Annotated in this window: 16 protein-coding genes; 14 read left to right on the forward strand and 2 right to left on the reverse strand. The window is 27.9% G+C overall.

Going from position 1 to position 20,694, the window contains the following annotated elements; genetic code table 11:
• Nucleotides 1–108 precede the first annotated feature (108 nt).
• Nucleotides 109–3,420, forward strand: coding sequence for a two-partner secretion domain-containing protein (locus tag ACNI3D_RS16820; protein WP_419767799.1), 3,312 nt, complete (start codon nt 109–111; stop codon nt 3,418–3,420).
• Nucleotides 3,421–3,429: 9 nt separating this feature from the next.
• Nucleotides 3,430–5,115 carry a ShlB/FhaC/HecB family hemolysin secretion/activation protein gene (locus tag ACNI3D_RS16825; RefSeq protein WP_419767800.1) on the forward strand — a complete coding sequence of 562 codons (1,686 nt, stop codon included), beginning with the start codon at nt 3,430–3,432 and terminating at the stop codon, nt 5,113–5,115.
• A gap of 27 nt (nt 5,116–5,142) precedes the next feature.
• On the opposite strand, the gene ACNI3D_RS16830 is transcribed toward ACNI3D_RS16825, so the two are convergent.
• Both ACNI3D_RS16830 and ACNI3D_RS16835 read right to left on the reverse strand, forming a co-directional pair.
• Nucleotides 5,143–6,972 carry a sensor histidine kinase gene (locus tag ACNI3D_RS16830; protein ID WP_419767801.1) on the reverse strand — a complete coding sequence of 610 codons (1,830 nt, stop codon included), beginning with the start codon at nt 6,970–6,972 and terminating at the stop codon, nt 5,143–5,145.
• Between the two features lies 1 nt (nt 6,973).
• Nucleotides 6,974–7,648, reverse strand: coding sequence for a response regulator transcription factor (locus ACNI3D_RS16835; protein ID WP_419767802.1), 675 nt, complete (start codon nt 7,646–7,648; stop codon nt 6,974–6,976).
• A gap of 145 nt (nt 7,649–7,793) precedes the next feature.
• On the opposite strand from ACNI3D_RS16835, the gene ACNI3D_RS16840 reads away from it, so the two are divergent.
• The 12 genes from ACNI3D_RS16840 (at nt 7,794) to ACNI3D_RS16895 (ending at nt 20,595) form a co-directional block, all read left to right on the forward strand.
• Complete coding sequence (locus tag ACNI3D_RS16840) at nt 7,794–9,110, forward strand: tetratricopeptide repeat protein (RefSeq protein ID WP_419767803.1); 1,317 nt, start codon at nt 7,794–7,796, stop codon at nt 9,108–9,110.
• Between the two features lie 9 nt (nt 9,111–9,119).
• Nucleotides 9,120–10,643: a FecR family protein gene (locus ACNI3D_RS16845; RefSeq protein WP_419767804.1), complete on the forward strand. Its 1,524-nt coding sequence runs from the start codon at nt 9,120–9,122 to the stop codon at nt 10,641–10,643.
• A 255-nt stretch (nt 10,644–10,898) separates the two neighbouring features.
• Nucleotides 10,899–12,431, forward strand: a complete 1,533-nt coding sequence (locus ACNI3D_RS16850) for a FecR family protein (protein WP_419767805.1) — start codon at nt 10,899–10,901, stop codon at nt 12,429–12,431.
• A 224-nt stretch (nt 12,432–12,655) separates the two neighbouring features.
• The gene (locus tag ACNI3D_RS16855; protein WP_419769005.1) at nt 12,656–13,729 is read left to right on the forward strand and encodes an ABC transporter permease; all 1,074 of its coding nucleotides are present in this window, start codon (nt 12,656–12,658) and stop codon (nt 13,727–13,729) included.
• Complete coding sequence (locus ACNI3D_RS16860; RefSeq protein ID WP_419767806.1) at nt 13,726–14,352, forward strand: ABC transporter ATP-binding protein; 627 nt, start codon at nt 13,726–13,728, stop codon at nt 14,350–14,352. The genes ACNI3D_RS16855 and ACNI3D_RS16860 overlap by 4 nt, the downstream gene beginning before the upstream one ends.
• On the forward strand, nt 14,336–15,904 hold the full coding sequence (locus ACNI3D_RS16865; RefSeq protein ID WP_419767807.1) for a hypothetical protein: 1,569 nt from the start codon (nt 14,336–14,338) through the stop codon (nt 15,902–15,904). The genes ACNI3D_RS16860 and ACNI3D_RS16865 overlap by 17 nt, the downstream gene beginning before the upstream one ends.
• Nucleotides 15,892–16,869 (forward strand): hypothetical protein, encoded by a 978-nt coding sequence (locus tag ACNI3D_RS16870; protein WP_419767808.1) that lies wholly within the window; start codon nt 15,892–15,894, stop codon nt 16,867–16,869. The genes ACNI3D_RS16865 and ACNI3D_RS16870 overlap by 13 nt, the downstream gene beginning before the upstream one ends.
• The gene (locus ACNI3D_RS16875) at nt 16,857–17,381 is read left to right on the forward strand and encodes a YceI family protein (RefSeq protein ID WP_419767809.1); all 525 of its coding nucleotides are present in this window, start codon (nt 16,857–16,859) and stop codon (nt 17,379–17,381) included. The genes ACNI3D_RS16870 and ACNI3D_RS16875 overlap by 13 nt, the downstream gene beginning before the upstream one ends.
• On the forward strand, nt 17,382–17,834 hold the full coding sequence (locus tag ACNI3D_RS16880) for a hypothetical protein (RefSeq protein ID WP_419767810.1): 453 nt from the start codon (nt 17,382–17,384) through the stop codon (nt 17,832–17,834).
• Nucleotides 17,831–18,562: a metallophosphoesterase gene (locus ACNI3D_RS16885; protein ID WP_419767811.1), complete on the forward strand. Its 732-nt coding sequence runs from the start codon at nt 17,831–17,833 to the stop codon at nt 18,560–18,562. The genes ACNI3D_RS16880 and ACNI3D_RS16885 overlap by 4 nt, the downstream gene beginning before the upstream one ends.
• A 4-nt stretch (nt 18,563–18,566) precedes the next feature.
• Nucleotides 18,567–19,235 carry a response regulator gene (locus tag ACNI3D_RS16890; RefSeq protein WP_129100420.1) on the forward strand — a complete coding sequence of 223 codons (669 nt, stop codon included), beginning with the start codon at nt 18,567–18,569 and terminating at the stop codon, nt 19,233–19,235.
• The gene (locus ACNI3D_RS16895; protein ID WP_129100419.1) at nt 19,225–20,595 is read left to right on the forward strand and encodes a sensor histidine kinase; all 1,371 of its coding nucleotides are present in this window, start codon (nt 19,225–19,227) and stop codon (nt 20,593–20,595) included. The genes ACNI3D_RS16890 and ACNI3D_RS16895 overlap by 11 nt, the downstream gene beginning before the upstream one ends.
• The last annotated feature ends 99 nt before the right edge of the window (nt 20,596–20,694 follow it).

Raw genomic sequence — 20,694 nt, forward strand, 5'->3', positions numbered from 1 at the left:
ATCTTAAAACTAATTTTCACTCAACAAAAAGATTTAATAATCTATTTATTGATTTTGTGTTGATTTTGTCATGATAAAATGTTAAAAATATTTTGTTAAGGAAAATATATGAAAAGATTAATAGACTTTAGTTCAAGGTTTAGAATCCTAAAAGGTGGAAAGATAAGTATGGTAGTATCAGCTCTTTTAGCTGGAGTTACTATCTCATATGCTGCTCCTAGCGGAGGAGTAGTTACAAGTGGAACTGCAAATATTTCCCAAAATGGAAATACCACAAACATAACACAATCCACCCAAAAAGCAACTATTAATTGGAACAAATTTAACATTGCACAAAATGAAACAGTAAACTTCAAACAACCAAATAGCTCTTCTATTACACTAAATAGAGTAATAGGAAATGAAAGAAGTGTTATCAATGGAGCACTTAATGCCAATGGTCAAGTTTGGATATTAAACTCAAATGGAGTTTTATTTGGTAAAAATGCTAGTATTAATACAGCTGGTTTATTAGCAACTACAGCCAAACTCTCTGACAATGATTTTAATATAGGAAACTATAACTTTAAAAACTCTTCTTCAAACTCTGTTATAAACTTAGGAACAATAAATATCTCAAATGAAGCCTATGCAGTTTTAGCTGGAAAAGAAGTAACAAATGAAGGAAGTATAAAAGCAGTAAAAGGAAAGATACATTTAGTAGGAGCAGATGAATATAGTATTAATCTAAATGGTAATTCTTTATTAAACCTAACAGTAAAAAAAGGAATCTTAGATTCTATTGTAAAAAATAGTGGTTCAATAAAAGCAGATGGAGGAGAAATATATCTTACTACTAATGCCGTTAATGAATTACTAAAAGGTGTTGTTAATAATACAGGAGTTATTGAAGCTAATTCAATGGGTGAATTAACTGGTAAAGTTGAACTATTTGCCCATGGTGGTGAAGCACAAGTTGGTGGAACTATAAGTGCTACTGATGGGTTTGTGGAAACTTCTGGGAAAGATTTTACTTTCAATGGTGCAAATATAGTTACAAGTAATTGGCTTATTGATCCTGTTAACATTACTATTGATTCTTCACTTGCAAGTGCAATACAAAGTGCTTTAGATACAGCAGATGTAACGATAACTACTGATGGTAGCAATACTCCTGATACAAGTGCTACAGGAACAAATAGTGAAAGTGCAGGAGATGGAGATATTAATATAAATTCTAATATCACAACAAATGCACTAAATTCTGATAAAACATTAACTCTATTAGCAGATAATAATATTGTTTTTGCAGATGGAATTTCTATTGATGCTGGTCAAAATTCAAATACAAATAAACTAAATGTTGTTTTAACAGCAGACAAAGATAATAATGGTAATGGGCAAGTTATATTATCTGGGGCAACAGGTAATACTATTATTACAAATAATGGGGACCTAACAATCAATAATCAAGTGGATAGTAACGTTAATGGGGAAACACCACTTACCATAAATGCGGGAACAGGGAAAGTAACATTAAATGATGATTTAGGTGAAAATAAAAAACTAAAATCACTCAATATTACTGCGAGCAGTGTAGATTTAGGAACAAAATTACACTTTATAAATACCCTAAATGAGCAAGTTTATAATGCAACTATAAACTCACTTTCCACAGATCAATTTACAAATTCAGGTTTTGAAAACGGTGATACAACAGGTTGGACAGTTGATACAACAAATACAATATATTTAAATGGTGGAAGTGTAATAGCAGGAACAGCAACTCCAACAGATGATGTTTTACCAAATACTGTTCCATCACAAGCAAGTACAAATAATAGCGGAGCATATGATGATTACACTTCTAGTGGAACATATACTGATAAAATTTCAACAGATACAGATTCTGAAGGAGGACAATATTCTTTACAATTGACATACTCAGGAGGTAATGTTAGTGCAGGTTATGGAGTAGTTCATGGACCATCAGTAGTAAGTGATAGTTCTGTATCGTTAGGTAAAGGAGATGAAGTATCATTTAAATGGAAAGCATCAGGTGGAAGTGATGCCTATGATGTATTTGGTTATATTTTAAATGTTGATACAGGAGAAACTCAAACCATTCTAAACCAAACTGGTGCAACAGGAAATGCAGCTACAAATTGGGCAACAGCATCTGTTACCGCCAATAAAGCAGGTAATTATAAATTTATTTTTATCGCTGGTTCGTGGGATGCAAGTGGAGGACAAGCTTTAGGAGCAAATCTTTATATTGATGGTATATCAACGAACAGTAAGAAAACTTTTTCAGGCTCTGCTGTTACATTTAATAATCCTTTAAATGCACATACAAATTCACTAGAAATTATTGCAGATAAAGTTGCTCTTAATGCTAATATATCTGGAAGTGATACACTAACTATAAAACAAAAAACAAATGGAAATAATATTGAAATTGGAGGTACTACAACTGCTGACAATAGTATATTAGATATAACAAGTTCTAATTTAGCCAATATTCAAAGTGGTTTTTCAAAAGTTACTTTTGGAGATGATACAACTGCGAAAGTTACTACAAAAGGGCCTATAGTAGCTGATTATAATTTAACTTTGATTGGGAAAACTGCTGGTGTAGAAATATCAAATGAACTAAATATTGGAACAAAAACATTAACAATTGAAAGTAACAGTGATGTTAATGATTCAGGACAAGGACATATTATTGCAAAAAACCTAAATATAAAAGGAACTGGAGACTTTACTTTAGATAGTAATAATAACGATGTAGATGTACTTGCAGCAGGTACATCAAGTTCACCAATTGGAAAACTAGTCTATAGAGATGCCGATGATATTACAATAGGAAAAGTTAATGACTCAAAAGGACTAAACTCAACAGATAATATTAAAGTAAGTACAGTAAAAGATACTATTAAAGTCCTTGAAAATGTAACTACTTCTAAACAAGGTAGTGATGTTATTAATTTTAATGGAGAAGAAAATGTATCAAAAGGACGTTCATATGATGCTCCTGAAAAAGACACAACACCAGAAACAGTAAAAGATAATAGACCAGATGAGATTAAAAAAGTGATTACAACAATCGCAAATAACACAACAACAAATGTTGTATTACCCAAAATGATTAATACTCCAAAAGTAAAAGTATCACAAAATCAAATGCCTCAAACAAATGGAAATGTATCTATTGTCTCAAAAACAATTAATGGAGAAAATGCAAATAAAGTAATAACTTTAAGTGAAATAAAAACAGCAATGAAAGATGATAATACAAAAAATACTACTCCGTCAAATAAACAAAAAGATGTAAGAGTACCTTTATCATCAGATTCTGTAATAGATTTAGTAAATGGCGGAGTGAAACTTCCAGAGGGTGTTGATCAATTATTCTATGTAGTAGAAAATGAAGGGAAATAAGGAATAAAGATGAAAAAAATAACTAAACTAATAAGCCTATCACTAATAACATCAAGTTCACTATTAGCAGCAACTCCAAATATAGGAGATGCTGTAAAACAAATACAAGTTCCAAAAGAAGTACAAAAGAAGAAAACACCTTTAATAGAAATTGGAGGAGTAAAAAAATATGCTCCTGTTATGAAAGATGATAAAAGTGGTAAAACTATTTTTGTAAAGAGTTTTGAAATAGAAGGTGCTGTTCATATAGATGAATCAACTCTACAAAATCTAATCTCTTCATATACAAAAAAAGATTTAAACTTTAACCAACTACAAGAAGTAACAAGCATAATCACAAAATATTATAGAAGTAGAAACTACTTTGTAGCAAGGGCATATTTACCTGTACAAGATATAAATAAAAACAATGGAATTATTAAAATTTCTATTATTGAGGGTAATTATGGAAAGTTTAATTTAAAAAACAACTCTTTAGTTAAAAATAGTATTGTTCAAGGTATGTTAGATGATGCTAAAAGAGATAATATAGTTTCTACTAATACTTTAGAGAGAGCAATGTTAATCATCAATGATACCCCGGGTGTAAAAGTAACAAGTGCTGATGTTATGCCAGGAGCTGATGTAGGAACTTCTGATTTCTCTATTACAACAGAAAAAACAAAAAGATTTGATGGATATATTTTAGCTGATAATTATGGAAGTAGATATACAGGTAAAAATAGAGTTATGGCTGGGGTTAATATTAACTCTCCTTTTAAAATAGGAGATAAAATCTCATTAAGTGGTCTTTTAAGTAATAAGAGTGATTTAAAAAATGGTAGATTAGCTTATTCAGCTCCTTTGATGTCAAATGGATTAAGAGGAGAACTAAGTTATTCTAAAACAACTTATGCCTTAGGAGATAAATATTCAAATCTTGATGCAAAGGGTAACTCTACATCTTTAGATGCTACATTAACTTATCCAATTATAAGAACAAGATTGGAGAATTTAAATGCTTCATTAAATATTGCTAAAAAAGATTTAAAAGATGAGATTAATGTTCAAGATGATACTACTAAAAAAGATGTTAAATCTTTAAGATTAGGATTAGACTATGACAAGAGTTATTTAGCCTTTAATCTTCCATCATCTTCTAAAGTTAGTTTTAATTATACCTATGGGAAGTTAAGCTTTGATGATGCTAGTAAAGAAGCTGATGATGAAGCAGGAGCTAATACAAATGGTAATTATTCTAAGATTAATATAGATTTATCACATAGTATTAATTTTACTGAAAAACTTTCATTAGATACTTCATTAAACTTACAATATGCCCTTTCACATAAAAACCTAGATGGAAGTGAAGATTTATCTATTGGGGGAGCTTATGGGGTTAAATTATATCCAGATAGTGAAGTTAGTGCTGAGAATGGATATATATTTAATATAGAAGGAAAATATAGATTGCCTGATATAAACTCACTAACAAACACTGTTGGAATCTTTTATGATAGGGGAAGAGCATTTATGGCAAATAATAATGTAGGCTTTGAAGCTAAATCTTTACAAGATGTTGGTGTTGGATATTATGCTTCATATAAAGACTTCTTTGGTCAAGTTCAAGTTGCTTGGAATGTAAATAGTGCTCCTGTTACTAGTGAACCTGATAGAAATAGTAGAGTTCTTTTTCAAGGTGGGTGGGTCTTTTAAACCCCCTGCCTTTGATTAAAAGAGTTTTTAAATAACTATTTTAAAAGATAAGCCCTCATTTTTATTTTCTGCTGTTATTTGACCTTTTAGCTTTTGAGAAACTATCTCTTTTGCTAAATACAAACCTATTCCAGTAGAAGAACTTTCTGAGAAATCTTTTTCAAATATCTTTTCTATAAAATCTTTACTTACTCCACCTGCATTATCTTCAAAAATAATTTCGAGTTTATTTTCTATTTCTTTTACAAAAATTCCTATTTTAGGATTTCTTATCTTTCGTCGTTCAAAAGCTTTTAGGGAGTTTTCAAATAAAATCATTAACACATTTAAAAAATAGTTTTTCTCTATTTTTATTTTTAGCTTATCATTACAATCAAAACTTATCTTAATATCTTTTTTTATAAACTCCTTTTCCATAAGTCTTATTACATAGTTTATCTCTTCACAAAACTCAACTTCTTCAATATTCTTTTCTTCTTTATAAAAATGCAACTGCCCAAGGGCTGTCTCTTTTAGGTAAGAAGTTGTCTCTTTTATAATTTTAAGATTATTATCAATAATTGTATCTATATTTTTATCTTTGAATTCACGAGCAGCTTCTATATAAGTGATACTGCTATAAATATTATTTATAGGTTCTTTCCACTGATGGGAGATATTTACCATGGTCTGCCCTATAAAACTAAGTTTTGAATATTCACCTAAAAGTTCAATATTTTTCTCATTTCTTTCTCTCATTACATATACAGAATAAAGTAACCCAATGGCTAAAACCATATCTTGCCCAATGGCTCCTATTGAAATGAAGTAATATAAAAAACCTTCATATTTTAAAATACCAAAAGCGACGAGTATATACAAGACTCCAAAAAAGAAGTAAACAATATTTGCCAATAAATAAAAAATAGAACCATCTTTTTTTAAAAGAAACATTCGAATTGAAAATATCAAAATAGTAAGCATAAGTATAAAGATAATATAAACATAAAATTTACTAAAATAAAGCACATCAGGATAAATACGATAAAAGAACTGTGTAAAAGCAAAAAGAGTAAGTAAAACAATAGATATTTTTATAATTGTTTGTGTAATTTTAAATTCATTTTTTTGGATATTGAAAAAATATAAGGGAAACAAACCAAATAAAATCATTGCAAAAGCAGGAATAAAAAAGATGAAAAATTTATTTAAATCAAGTGGAATACCCAATTGATATAAAAATCCAGCTACAGAAAGTTGAAAAATCCCAACAGATAAGGTAAATAAAGAATAAATTAAAAAATGCTTCTTTTTAAAAATAAAATAAAGAGTAAAACCAAGAACAATCATCACAAGTAAAATACCGGTAAAAAATGCGTATATCAATCCTTGAAGAAAATAATACGCTTCAAAATCTTTGATATTAATTATATTCCACCTTATTTCCATAGTGCCATAAGTTTTTTGTTTTATAAATATCTCTACTTTTTGTAAAGGTTGAAGTTCAATATCAAAGTAAGAAGTCCTAAAATCATTCTCTCTTTTATTATGTTCTCTTAGGTTTCCTAGTTTGTAAGTTTTTGTTATTTGATTATCTTTTACTAAAAAAACATCAATTAAATTTATTCCTGCCATTTTATTATTTATTCTTTTTTTTAAATTCTGTTTTGTGTTATTTTTTAAATCAATCTTTATCCAAACAGAACTTTTTATTATCCCTAAATTGTATTTTTTTATAGGAATAAAATCATCTTTGTGCTTCATTATCTCTTGTATATTTAAAGAATGATTCGTATCTACAAAATACTTTTCTACAACATCTAAATCATGGGCAAAAATTGAGGTAATAAAAATAAAAAATAAAATAAATAACTTCATACTATCTTTTCAACCAATATCCCATATCTTTTACATTTTCTATAAGTTTGATATTTAGTTTTTTGTTTATATTATAAACTAAATTTATCAAAGATTTTTGATTAGTTGAGTCTAAAATATATAGAAGGTCATCATATTTAATAACTTGGTTTTTATATCTAAAAAGATACTCGATAAGTTTTATTTCATAAGAGGTAAATTTATACTCTTTTGAGTCATCAATAAAAGTCTTTTTTAATCTATTGTAAAAAAGAGTCTCAGTAACATAGTATCTTAGTAACTCTTTTTTTTCTAAACTTTTCACAAATTTATTTAGAACATCTTTTAACTCATCCAAGCCATAAGGTTTGACAATATATTCCAAAAGATTTAAGCCAATTGCATTTTTGAGTTTAACTTTATCATCATAAGAACTTATAATCATAGCAGATATCTCATCATCTTTTTCTCTTATTATTTGCAAAAATTCATAACCATTCATAATAGGCATATCATAATCTACTATTAAAAGATGACACTCTTTTTTATTATATATCTCTAATGCTTCTTCTCCATTATGAGCTATAAATACATTCTTAAAATAATATTCCAAAGTCTTTTTGATATTTTCACAAGCTTGAATATTATCATCTACATGTAATACATTTAATTCTTTTAATATATCTAAGTTATTCATAGAATAGATTATATCATTAAAAAAAATAAAAATAAAAATAGATTCTAAAATTTACAAATCTTTTACTTTCTAATGATTTTGCAATGATTTTGAGTTGCTAATATTTAGCTATTAAAAATTATTTCACAAAAAAGAAGTTTACTAAATGACAAAAAGAATATTATTTTTAACACTTTTATTAACATCCTTTTTATTAGCTAATAAGGCAGTTACTTCTTATGACCAAGCAGTAAAACTGTTTAATGAAAAAAACTATGAAAAAGCTTACAAAATATTTCTTTCTTTATCAAAAAATGATTTGGAAAACCAAAATCTAAACTTCTATCTTGGAAGATGTGAATATGAACAAGGGAAATATGATATAGCAATAAGTTATTATGAGAGAATACTTTTTGCTCAACCAAATAATTTAAGAGCAAAAATAGAAATAGCCCAAAGTAATTTGATGCTTAAAAACTATACTCAAGCAATAAAAGACTTTAATGCTGTTTTAGTAAATGCAGATACTCCACCAGATGTAAAAAAAAGTATTGAAGAAAGACTTGCTTACATAAAACAAACTATGCAAAAACACTTTATAAGTGGAGCTTTAGTATTTGATTTAAGTTATGATTCAAATGTAAATAACTCAGCAACAGCAGGTGAATACTCAGTTTTTGTACCCCAATTAGGAACTGATTTAAAATTATCAAATGATACAAAAGAAGAATCAGATTACTATTATGATGCAATTGCTGTTATAAACCATGTATACAGATATAATGAAAAGTTTTCTTTAAATAACAATCTTGTAGTTTATACCCAAGATTATGATACTAAAAAAAATAGTAATATTGATGTTATATCATTTACTTCTACTCCTACTTTTTATAAAGAGGAAAATAAATATAGTACTGGAATAGGAATAGATTATGTTAGATACAATGACAAAGACTATTTAAAAAACTATAACCTAATACTTTCAAACTCTCATATCTTTACTCAAACAACTTTAAATGATATTACTTTTAAACTAAGTAAAAAACTCTATGACCAAGAAGAAGATAAACAAAAAAGTGCTTATGTATTTGATTTAACAAATAGCTTAAAATATAAAACAGAAAACTTTGGACTTTTTACTTTAGATACTTCATATAGTAAAGAAATAGAAATATATGAACAAAGAACAGATGTAAGTAAAGAATCATTTGAAATAGGTTTAGAAAATAGTTTAGCTTTACCATATAAATTTAATCTAAACACAAATATAAATAGTAAAAAAGTAATCTATAGAGATACTGATGTTAACTTTCTATCTAGAAGAGTTGATAAGATAAATAGTGTCTCACTTGGAATAAGTAGACCCTTAAGAAAAAACTTACTCTTTGCCTTAAAAGCAACAGCTACAAACAATATATCAAACCAAGCACCCTTTGATTATAAAAAACAAGTTATTAAATCTTCATTGATTTATACATTTTAAGGATTTAACATGAAAAAGATACTTTTATTACTTTTTATACTTATTAGTTTTTCCTTTGCTAGTATAGGACAAATAACAGCCTTAGTTGGTGATGTTAAGATATCTAGGGATTCAAATACTATCTTAGCTAAACTTGGAGAGAAATTAGAAAAGAATGATGTTATAAATTCTTCTAAAGGTTCTAAAGCTCAAATTACCATGAATGATAATACTATTATTACTATTGGACAAAATTCTACGTTAAATATCTTTGATTATGTTTATGATGAGAGTAAACCAAAAGACTCTAAGGCTAGTTTTGGGTTTATTAAGGGGTCTTTTAAGTCTATTACTGGAGCAATAGGTAAAATCAATAAAGAGAGATTTAAACTTAGAACTAAAAGTGCGACTATTGGGATTAGGGGAACTACTATTATTGGGAATCAACAAATTATTATTTGTACTGATGGTGCTATTAGTGTTACTGCAAATAATTTTACGGTTAATGTTGATAAGCAAGAGTTTACAAGACTTCCACAAGGTAAAGCTCCAACTCCTCCTGAGCCTTTAAAACAAGATACTTTAGATAATGTTCAAAAAGGTTTAAATGCTGAGTCTAGTGATAGTAATACTACAGAGTCTAAAGAAACTAAAGAGAGCACTACTTCTACTGAAGAAGAAAAAGCAGGAGCTAAGGATGATGAAGGTGGAACCCTTACAACTAGTGGTAATGATGACGGAACTACTCCTAAAAAAAAGGTTACTACTCCTAAAGAAAATATTGCACCTCCTAAAATTTTAGAAGATACACCTCCTCTTAATCCTGATAAACCTGAGATTCAGCCTGATATCCCTACAGAACATATTAGTTTTTCTGGCTTTTCAACACTTGGGTATGTAATTACAGCAAAGTCTGATGGAAATTCTTATTCTTTGCAAAGTGGAGAAATGGGGAAAAATGAAAATGGCTCTCTGATAATTATAAATAACCAAAATATTACTGATGCTGCTTTTACGGAACTAAGTACTTACTCTTATATAACAACAGATGAGAAATTCCTAGCAGATGGAACGTGGAGTTCAGGAGAAAATTCTTATTACAAAACAAGTTGGATTGCAGGTGTTAAAACTGATACAAGTTATATAAGTAGTTTAATAAATAATACTTCAAAAACTACAAAATCATTTGATCTCACAGGAGGTGGATATATAGGTGGATATATAGTTGATAATAATACTTTATACGACATTGATAGTGGTGGTTCATCTTTGAACTTTAAATTTGATTTTGGCGCAGGGATAAACTCTTTTACAGGGAGTATGAAATTAAAATATTTAAATGATCCTAAGGACTATACCATAAAGTTTGCTAATGGCAAAATAAATAGTTCAGGTTATTCATCAAAATTAACTCATGATGATAAGCCTATAAATGGAAGCTTACATGGTTCTTTTTTTGGAAGTGGAATGGAAACAAGTGTAGGAAACTTTAACTTTGATGATGAAACAAATAATATACAAGGGGCTGGGATATTTTTAGCTACACCTAAATAAAAGGGATTAAAAAAATAAAAAATACCATCGCTACTTCATCACAAACTGGGGAATGTTTACATCATATATAAGCAACCCAGATTTTGTGTTCAAGTATTTGGTTTTTTAATAGAAATATAGTTTTATCTGATAAGAAAAAACTTAATCTTTGCCCTAAAAGGAACAGCTACAAACAATATATCAAATCAAGCACCCTTTGATTATAAAAAACAAGTTATTAAATCTTCATTGATTTATACATTCTAAGGATTTAACATGAAAAAGATACTTTTATTACTTTTTATACTTATTAGTTTTTCCTTTGCTAGTATAGGACAAATAACAGCCTTAGTTGGTGATGTTAAGATATCTAGGGATTCAAATACTATCTTAGCTAAACTTGGAGAGAAATTAGAAAAGAATGATGTTATAAATTCTTCTAAAGGTTCTAAAGCTCAAATTACCATGAATGATAATACTATTATTACTATTGGACAAAATTCTACGTTAAATATCTTTGATTATGTTTATGATGAGAGTAAACCAAAAGACTCTAAGGCTAGTTTTGGGTTTATTAAGGGGTCTTTTAAGTCTATTACTGGAGCAATAGGTAAAATCAATAAAGAGAGATTTAAACTTAGAACTAAAAGTGCGACTATTGGGATTAGGGGAACTACTATTATTGGGAATCAACAAATTATTATTTGTACTGATGGTGCTATTAGTGTTACTGCAAATAATTTTACGGTTAATGTTGATAAGCAAGAGTTTACAAGACTTCCACAAGGTAAAGCTCCAACTCCTCCTGAGCCTTTAAAACAAGATACTTTAGATAATGTTCAAAAAGGTTTAAATGCTGAGTCTAGTGATAGTAATACTACAGAGTCTAAAGAAACTAAAGAGAGCACTACTTCTACTGAAGAAGAAAAAGCAGGAGCTAAGGATGATGAAGGTGGAACCCTTACAACTAGTGGTAATGATGACGGAACTACTCCTAAAAAAAAGGTTACTACTCCTAAAGAAAATATTGCACCTCCTAAAATTTTAGAAGATACACCTCCTCTTAATCCTGATAAACCTGAGATTCAGCCTGATATCCCTACAGAACATATTAGTTTTTCTGGCTTTTCAACACTTGGGTATGTTTCATTTGTAACAATCTCTAATAATCAAACTGTTACTTCTCTTCAAACTGGAGAAATAGGGTTTACGGAAAATAATGACTACCGGATGATTGCAAATAAAAAAAATATTACTGATGTTATCTTTACTGTACCAGAAGAGTATTACTCTGACCAAGAAGAAGGGAATTATTTAGGATTGGGATATTGGTGGGGAGTTCTTGCAAATACTACTAACTATGATGGTGGTTATTATCTTCGCGGTCTTAAAACTGATGCAAGTTATATAAGCAGTTTAATGAATAATGCTTCAAAGACTACCAAATCATTTACTGGAAGTGGTGGCGAGATTAAAGGAAAAATACTGGATGATAACACTTCATACGACATTGATAGTGATTCAGTTATGAACTTTAAATTTGATTTTGGTGCAGGAATAAACTCTTTTAGCGGGAGTATGAACTTAAAATATGGTGAGATTGGTGATAAAAAAAACTATGCCATAGGGTTTGCTGATGGCAAAATAAATAGTTCAGGTTATTCATCAAAATTAACTCATGAAGGGGAAGAGATAAATGGAAGCTTACATGGTTCTTTTTATGGAAGTGGAATAAAAGGATTTGGAGGAAGTGTTAACTTTGATGATGGGAAAATAAAAGGAACTGGAGTATTTAGAGGTAAATTTTAATAAAAGAAGCTAAAAATCAAAAACCATCGCCACTTCATCACAAACTGGGGAAGCTATACATCGTATACAAGCAACCCAGATTTTGTGTTCAGTTATTTTCTCTTTTAATAGAAATATAGTTTTATCTAAAAATCAATATGAATTTTTTTTCATATTCTATTCATAAAGGCGTCATGTAAAAACTATACTATTTCCTAAAATAAAAAAGGAAATATGTGTTAAGTATGTCTCTAAAAGCTTTAAAAGCCAATCCTCTAAAAACAACTTTAATATATATAAGTCTAATATTCTCAATAACATCTATTTTTCTTATTAGCTCTATTTCAAATGGAGTTATCTCTATGTACTCAAATATGCTAAAAAGTGATGGAGATATTATTATCACTCAAGCAAAAATCTCTGATACATTTTTTTCAAATGTAAATATAAAACTAATAAAAGAAATCGAAAAATTAAAAGGTGTACAAAAAACTTCAGCGATAATTGTAGGAGCTAGTCCAGTTGAAGAGTTACCAATCGTTGCTGTTTATGGTGTCACTCAAAATAGATTTGATAATTACAAATTAACACAAGGTTCTTATCCAAAAGCAAATGAAGTACTTGTCGGAAAATCTATTTATAACTCACTTTCAAATAAAAAAACTGTACAAATAGCCGATAAAAAGTTCAGAGTATCAGGGATCTATAAAAGTAAGATTGGCTTTGAAAATGGAGGAGTTGTTTTAAATATATCTGATGCAAGTGCCATTTTTAATAAAAGTGCTTCAATGCTAATGGTAAATAGTAAAATTGATACAAATATCAAAGACCTTATCTCAAAAATACAAGCACTAAGTTCTGATATAGAAGCAAAATCAACTCAAAACTTTGTAGATAATTATAATCAATTTAAAATCATAAAAACCTCATCAAATCTTATAGGTCTTATCTCATTTTGTATGGGATTACTTGGAATTATTAGTATCATGAGTATAACTATAAATCAAAGAAAAACAGAGTTTGGTATCAAAAGAGCCATAGGAATTTCAACTAAAAAAATAATCTTGCAAATCATGAGTGAAAGTACTATTTTAGGAGTTTTTAGTTTTATAAGTGCCTTTTTTATCTCTTGGATTGCCTTATATTTTATAAGAACCTCATCACTATTTCATGGGTATGTAAATGGTGAGATTTCATCTACATTAGCTATTTATTTATTTGGCTGTTCACTTTCAATGGCAATTTTGGGTTCAATCATTCCAGCATTAAATGCTTCAAAAATCGACCCAATCATTTTAATGCAAGGAGATAAAATATGATTATCCAAGCTTCAAATATAAACCATGATTATAATGGAGATATTGCATTAAAGAATATTAATTTACAAATAAAAAAAGGTGAATTTATCTCTTTGATTGGAGAAAGTGGAAGTGGAAAGACAACACTTCTTTCTATACTATCAACTCTTCTTAAGCCTAAAAGTGGAGAGTTAAACTTTGAATATAACAATTACTTAGATATTACAAATATAGATAAATTTAGACAAAAAAATATCGGTTTTATTTTTCAATTTCATTATTTGATAAATTATCTAAACAACTTTGAAAATATAAAACTAGCAAAGGAAGATGCCTCAAATCATGAGATAGAGTATCTTTTAGATTTACTTGATATAAAAAATCTAGCTAAAAAATTCCCAAATGAGATATCAGGAGGTCAGCGACAAAGAGTAGCTATCGCAAGAGCACTTATAAATACTCCAAAAGTTCTTTTTGCAGATGAACCAACAGGAAACTTAGATTCTAAAAATGCAAAAAAAGTTTTTGAACTATTTAGAAAACTATCAAATGAGGGCATGACGATAGTTGTAGCAACACACAATAAAGAGTTAGCAGAAACTGCTGACAAGATTTACGAAGTAAAGGATGGACAACTTGCTTAATTTTAACACTTTTGTAAATAAACACTTTAAAATATCACTTATATTTTTATTTTTGGCACTATTTTTTGGGATATTATATTCTATAAATTTACTTGGATACTCTATAAATTCAACTACTTTATTACCATCAAATATACGTTCATTACATATTAGTCTTATTCTTTATGGCTTTGTTCCTTTGATGCTTTCATATTTACCCTTTTTGATTATAAATAAAGATGGGGTACAAAGTGAAAAAGGCTTACATTACTTAAATCTATATACTATTTTTTGGTATATCTTTTTAGTCTTTATGATTAGCTCACTTCTTTTTGGAAATACAAGGGGTTTGGCTTTTTATGATTTTCCCTATGAATTAAACTTTATACTTGCTATTGCTGGAGTTTTTTATATTATTGCTTTATACAAATATATAAAAGCCTATGAGATTATTCCTTTATGGATAAAGGTGTGTTTATGGGTAGTAGTTATTGCTCCCTTTGCCCTTTTGATTTTGATGAATCCTGTTATTGGGCAAGTTGAAAGTACAATTTCTGGACCACATGGGGATAATACTTTGGGTATGAGTTTAGCCTTGATACCTATATATTATCTTATCATCAAACTTCTAAATGTAGGTACGTTTAAAGCTAGATGGAATATTTTGTGGATTATTCCTACAATCTTTTATTTTGGTTCTGTTTTATATAGAACTTTTGTAGGACACTTAACATATGACCAAGAGTGGTTTTTCCAATGGCTAACTTTTCTTTATATCCCTATTTTATATAGATGGTACAAAGATGCCCAAATTGAGACTTTTGCTAAAAAGGCTCTTCTTATTTCTATACTTGCATTTTTATTTGTAGATGTTGAAGGGAATATTTTATTTATTCCTGAGTTTAGATGGCTTTTTCATAGAAATGATCTAATCGTAGCACACGCTCATGTTGCTATGGGAATTGGGGTATTTTTCATGGTAATAGCTATGTTTGTAGCATATGTAAAAGAGCTTAAAAAACTCTCTTTTTATATTTTATACTTAGCTGGTCTTTTAGGTATTTTTACAGTTTTAAGTATCTCTGGATTTATTGAGGCAAATGTTATTCATGGAAATATTGATTTTCTATGGGCTCTTAGAAGTATCTTTGGAGTACTTACTTTTTCATCTTTGTTTACTTTTATTTCTTGTAAATTTGAACTTACAAATTTACAAAAATACAATCTTTTTGGAGTATTAGCAGATGGTCTTGGTGGTGTTTTTTTAATACTGCTTGCTAGTTTTATCTATCCACTTTTAGGATTTTCATTTACAGGAACTTATGAATATGTTGTTTTTGCTTTTGTGAGTACCACAGGAATTATTCACTATTTTGCGATTAGATACAAAGAGCATGAGCAAATACTTACAAAAATAACAGTTATAACAAGAGTAATAATAAGTTCAGTCTTTTTTGCTCTTTTTTATAACAAAACACTAGGGATAGAAGCACTAATGATTTCTCTTTTTGATATCACTTTTGCTTCTATTTTCTTACTATTTTTTTACAAGGAGAACCTATGCCAAAAATAGCACTTACACTTTTCATAGCATTTGAACTTTGTTATTACTTGCTTATTGCACAAACAGGTATTGTTGAGTATTTTTCATCAAATATCTTTTTAATAGCTTTTTTACCTATGGGGGGAGTTATTGGTTCACTATTAAGTTATTATATAAAAATATCAAATCAACAAAAGATAACTATCTTTTTATGTATGCAGTTGGTTTTGTCATTTTTCTATCCAAACTTTTCAAGTTTTGAACTGTTTTTATTAGGAATTAGTGTTGGAGCCTTGGCACCATTACTTATAAATGAACTAAAAAAAGCAAGTATTATTGAATTGGGATTTGCTTTATCTATCTCATATGGAATTGGAACTTTATTATTTAACTATGATGTTTCAAAAAGAGAGTTTATTGGAGTGGCTTTTACTTTAATAGCCCTACTTTGTTCAACACAACTTCCAAAATTAAAAGAGATAAAAACAAATAACTCTATTGAATCATACTCTTTGTTTATCATGGTTTTATGGATATTTTTAGATTCTGCACTTTTTGAAACCCTATCAAGGGATGTAAGTATTCCTATTTGGAGAGGTGGATATACTTTTGAAATAGTTATATTCCATATTTTAGGTGTAATTGCAGCTTTAAAATTCAATATACAAAAACTTGAAAAAGAGTTATTCATAATAATACTTTTTGCTCTTTCTTATCTATTTTATTTCTTGCAATCACCGCTTTTATTATCTATTGTTTACCCTTTTGTAATCTCATATTACAATGTGACTATTTTACAATCACTTCTAAAAAAAGATTTAAAAGCATTAGCTTTTTATATGGTTTTTATAGGATGGATGGCATCAGGGGCTGGTTTATTTGTAGCCTTAGAAAATATTATTCTTTTTGTTCCAATTATATTTTTAATTTCACTAATAAAAGTTTTAAATTCTCAAGAAACAATTCAATCAAAGGAGAAAGAATGTTTAAATTAATTTTAATTTTATTGTTTGCTTTAATTGCAAATGCCAATGAGTTAAAGTTGCTTGATGGACAGATTCAAGCCCACACAGAAGTTTTTGGAGATAGTACTATAAATCCAAGTACAAAAAATATAATAACAAAGGTACAAAAAGGCGATTCAATAGAATCAATAAGTGGAGAGTTTTTTATCAACTCTTCAACTCTTACAAGTGATAATAAAGATAGAGATAAACACATGTATGAAGTATTGAGATCTTCGGTTTGTCCAAAAATTTTGTTTACTATTATTGCCATTGAAAAAGCTGGAGATAAATATAAGATAATAGGTAATTTGAAAATGAATAAAATGACACATCAAATTACCTCATTAGCAGATATAACACAAAAGGATACAATAACTATAAATGGAACTTTTTCAATAAATCTTACAGATTTTGACATAGAGCCACCAACAATGTTTTTTCTAACAGTTAGAAATAAAATAGATATAAAATACAATTTTAACTTTAATAAAGGAATATAGATGTTAAAAAAACTTTTACTTTTGCCCCTATTTGCTATTGTTTTATATGCAAGTAGTTTTGAGGTAAATCAAAACATAGGAACTTTCTCATTACCAAATCAATTTGATGAAAAGCAGACAATAGATAGCTCTATTACTACTATTTTAGTATCATTTGAAAAGGAAACAGGAAAAGATGTAAATCAATTCTTAGCTAGTAAAGATAAAGATTTTTTGAAAAATCACCACACAGTTTTTATTGCAAATATTTCAGGAATGCCTTCAATCATTACAAAAATGTTTGCTTTACCTAAAATGAGAGATTATAAACATAGTGTTTTATTAATTTACGATGATGAAGATAATAGATTTGTAAGTAAAGATGAAAAAACCACTGTTTACAAACTTGAAAATGGTGTGATAAAATCTATTTCTTTTATCACAAAAGATGATTTGGAAAAAGTATTTCAATGAAACTACCCTCACTAAATGAAGTTAAAGTATTTGTAAAAGCCCATGATTTAGAGGGCTTAAAAATACTTCACCTTAGTGATATTCATATTAATAAAAAAACTTCCCTAAAAGATATTCAAGATTTGGTAACTCTTTGCAATCTTTGTGAAGCTGATTTTATAGTTATTACTGGGGATATTATTGATTGTAAGATTAAATATATACTTGATAAACTAAAAGTATTAAATAGCATAGAAAAAAAAGTTTTTTATATAAGTGGAAACCATGATTTATTTTATGGTTTTGATGAATTAAAACCTTTATTAAAAAACTTTATACTCTTGGATAATGAAACTTGCTTTTTAGAATATAAAGATACAAAAATAGCCCTAGCAGGAGTGAGTGATAGATTCTCAAAATTTTTCAAAATCAAAAGAGAAGAAAACAAAGTTATAAACTTTTTAAGTGCCTATGAAAACTCTATTTTTCTAGCTCACCAACCAAAAGATTATAAGTTTGCTTTAAAAGCAAATGCCAAACTCTTTTTATGCGGACATACTCATGGTGGTCAAATTTACCCCTTTCACTATGTTGTTAGACTCTTTCAACCTTTTTTAGCGGGTCTTTTTTATATAAAACAAACAACTATTTATGTAAATAAAGGTTTAGGATATTGGGGTATAAATTTTAGATATAAAGCAAATAATGAAATTACTTTATTAAAATTAACATCAAAAAGTGTAGAATAATCATATGAAAATTTTAATAATCGAAGATGATGTAAAAATCGTAAATTTCTTAAAAAAAGGCTTAGAAGAAGAGTCTTATAGTATTGATTATTCACATAATGGTGAAGAAGGCTTATATTTAGCAAGTGTAAATAGTTATGATTTAATTTTACTTGATATTATGCTTCCTTTACTTAATGGAATTGAAGTTTGTAAAAAACTAAGAACTGATGGGATAAATACACCCGTGATTATGTTAACAGCAAAAGACAGTATTGAAGATACTATAATAGGTTTAGATATAGGAGCAAATGATTATTTAGCTAAACCTTTCTCTTTTTCTGAATTATTAGCAAGAATGAGAGTTCAATTAAGAACAAAAGATTCAACACAAACCACAATTAAAATAGATGATTTGGAGCTTGATTTACTTGCAAAAACTGCAAAAAGAGCCGGAGATAATATAATTCTAACAGCAAAAGAATTCTCACTTTTAGAATACTTAATAAAAAATCAAAATAAAGTTTTATCAGAAACAGTACTAAGTTCTATGCTTAATAATATGGATGAATCAAATATAAGCAATGTTGTAAATGTATATATTTATAGACTTAGAAATAAAATAGATAAGCCTTATGAAAAAAAGCTTATAAAAACGGTAAGAGGCTTGGGATTTAAAATAGATGCAAAATAACCTATCAATTAAGAAGAAACTACTCATTTACAATGTATTAATACAAGGTTTTATTTTAATAGCCCTTGCTTTTTCTATATATAAAACCTTAGAAATTTCAACTTTAGATAAAGTAGAAACTTCACTCAAAGTGATTATCTTAGATATTGTAGATGACATAATTGATCATAAAAATGGACTTTCAACATTAGACTTTGATGAAGAGAATGAATATAAATTTAAACCTTTATATATAAGACTACTTTCTCAAAAAGAAGGCATAAAAGCTATAGGTTCTTCGCCTTTCCCAGATTCGATTTCAAAAACTTTTCATAATATTCCAAAAGATACTATCCATTTTGAAAAAGATGAGAATTTTATATTAGGTGAAATAAAATTCTTAATCAAAGAAAAAGAGTATATTTTACAAGTTGCCACTGATTATAAAATATTAAATCATACGATGGAAAACTTATTATATATCTTAATCTTTATTATTCCAATTATCTTAATATTTTCTATTATTGGTGGATACTTTTTGATTCATAAATCTTTTGCTCCAATTGAAAAGATACTCTTTGATTTAAAAAATATAAATGCAACAAATTTATCAAAAAGATTAAATTACAAAAACAATAAAGATGAGATATCTCAACTTTCAAACGAAATTAATAACTTACTTCAAAGATTAGAAATATCATTTGAAAAGATAAATCAATTTTCAAGTGATGCTTCCCATGAGCTAAAAACTCCCCTTACAATTATAAGAGGAGAAATAGAAATAGCATTAAGAAAAGATAGGGATAAGAAAGAATACAAAGATACTTTAGAAGTTTGTTTAGATGAAGTTTTAATGATACAAAATACTATTGATGATTTACTTTTTTTAGCAAAAAATGAAAATAACACAAATACCTATGAAGAAGATGCTTATATGGATGAAATAAGTCTTGAAGCTATAAAAGAATTAAAATTATATGCAAAGTTAAGAAATATAGATATTCAATCGCAAATCATAGATATCTTCCAAATCAAAGGGCATACAAAACTTCTAAAAATTGCAATTAAGAACATTCTTAAAAATGCTATATCTTTTAGTCATGAAAACTCTGATGTAATCATAAAAAATTATATAGAAGATGGCAACTTTATTGTTAGTATTGAAGATAAAGGAATAGGAATAGCAAAACAAGAACAAAATAAAATATTTGAGAAGTTTTATAGAACAGATAAAAGTAGAAATAAAGAATCGGGCGGAACAGGTCTTGGAATGGCAATCGTTGATAAAATAATAAGTAGTCACAATGGTAAAATTGAGTTAATAAGTAGTGAAGAAATAGGAACAACTGTAAAACTGATTTTTTCAAAAGAGAAGATGTAATCTTTATATTTTGTGATTTTTAACTTTTTGGCTACAATTCCACCAAAAGGTACTCTTATTAGGGATTTTTCCCTCAATACTTAAGAAAACAATCAAATT

The organism is Arcobacter siniprincipis (SeqCode) (genome assembly GCF_048571125.1).
Lineage (GTDB): Bacteria > Campylobacterota > Campylobacteria > Campylobacterales > Arcobacteraceae > Arcobacter > Arcobacter siniprincipis.

Bases quoted from the DNA above. Each gene is read 5' to 3' on its own strand.
- ACNI3D_RS16820 (WP_419767799.1), top strand. From the start codon at position 109: ATGAAAAGATTAATAGACTTTAGTTCAAGGTTTAGAATCCTAAAAGGT.
- ACNI3D_RS16825 (WP_419767800.1), top strand. From the start codon at position 3,430: ATGAAAAAAATAACTAAACTAATAAGCCTATCACTAATAACATCAAGT.
- ACNI3D_RS16830 (WP_419767801.1), bottom strand. From the start codon at position 6,972: ATGAAGTTATTTATTTTATTTTTTATTTTTATTACCTCAATTTTTGCC.
- ACNI3D_RS16835 (WP_419767802.1), bottom strand. From the start codon at position 7,648: ATGAATAACTTAGATATATTAAAAGAATTAAATGTATTACATGTAGAT.
- ACNI3D_RS16840 (WP_419767803.1), top strand. From the start codon at position 7,794: ATGACAAAAAGAATATTATTTTTAACACTTTTATTAACATCCTTTTTA.
- ACNI3D_RS16845 (WP_419767804.1), top strand. From the start codon at position 9,120: ATGAAAAAGATACTTTTATTACTTTTTATACTTATTAGTTTTTCCTTT.
- ACNI3D_RS16850 (WP_419767805.1), top strand. From the start codon at position 10,899: ATGAAAAAGATACTTTTATTACTTTTTATACTTATTAGTTTTTCCTTT.
- ACNI3D_RS16855 (WP_419769005.1), top strand. From the start codon at position 12,656: ATGTCTCTAAAAGCTTTAAAAGCCAATCCTCTAAAAACAACTTTAATA.
- ACNI3D_RS16860 (WP_419767806.1), top strand. From the start codon at position 13,726: ATGATTATCCAAGCTTCAAATATAAACCATGATTATAATGGAGATATT.
- ACNI3D_RS16865 (WP_419767807.1), top strand. From the start codon at position 14,336: ATGGACAACTTGCTTAATTTTAACACTTTTGTAAATAAACACTTTAAA.
- ACNI3D_RS16870 (WP_419767808.1), top strand. From the start codon at position 15,892: ATGCCAAAAATAGCACTTACACTTTTCATAGCATTTGAACTTTGTTAT.
- ACNI3D_RS16875 (WP_419767809.1), top strand. From the start codon at position 16,857: ATGTTTAAATTAATTTTAATTTTATTGTTTGCTTTAATTGCAAATGCC.
- ACNI3D_RS16880 (WP_419767810.1), top strand. From the start codon at position 17,382: ATGTTAAAAAAACTTTTACTTTTGCCCCTATTTGCTATTGTTTTATAT.
- ACNI3D_RS16885 (WP_419767811.1), top strand. From the start codon at position 17,831: ATGAAACTACCCTCACTAAATGAAGTTAAAGTATTTGTAAAAGCCCAT.
- ACNI3D_RS16890 (WP_129100420.1), top strand. From the start codon at position 18,567: ATGAAAATTTTAATAATCGAAGATGATGTAAAAATCGTAAATTTCTTA.
- ACNI3D_RS16895 (WP_129100419.1), top strand. From the start codon at position 19,225: ATGCAAAATAACCTATCAATTAAGAAGAAACTACTCATTTACAATGTA.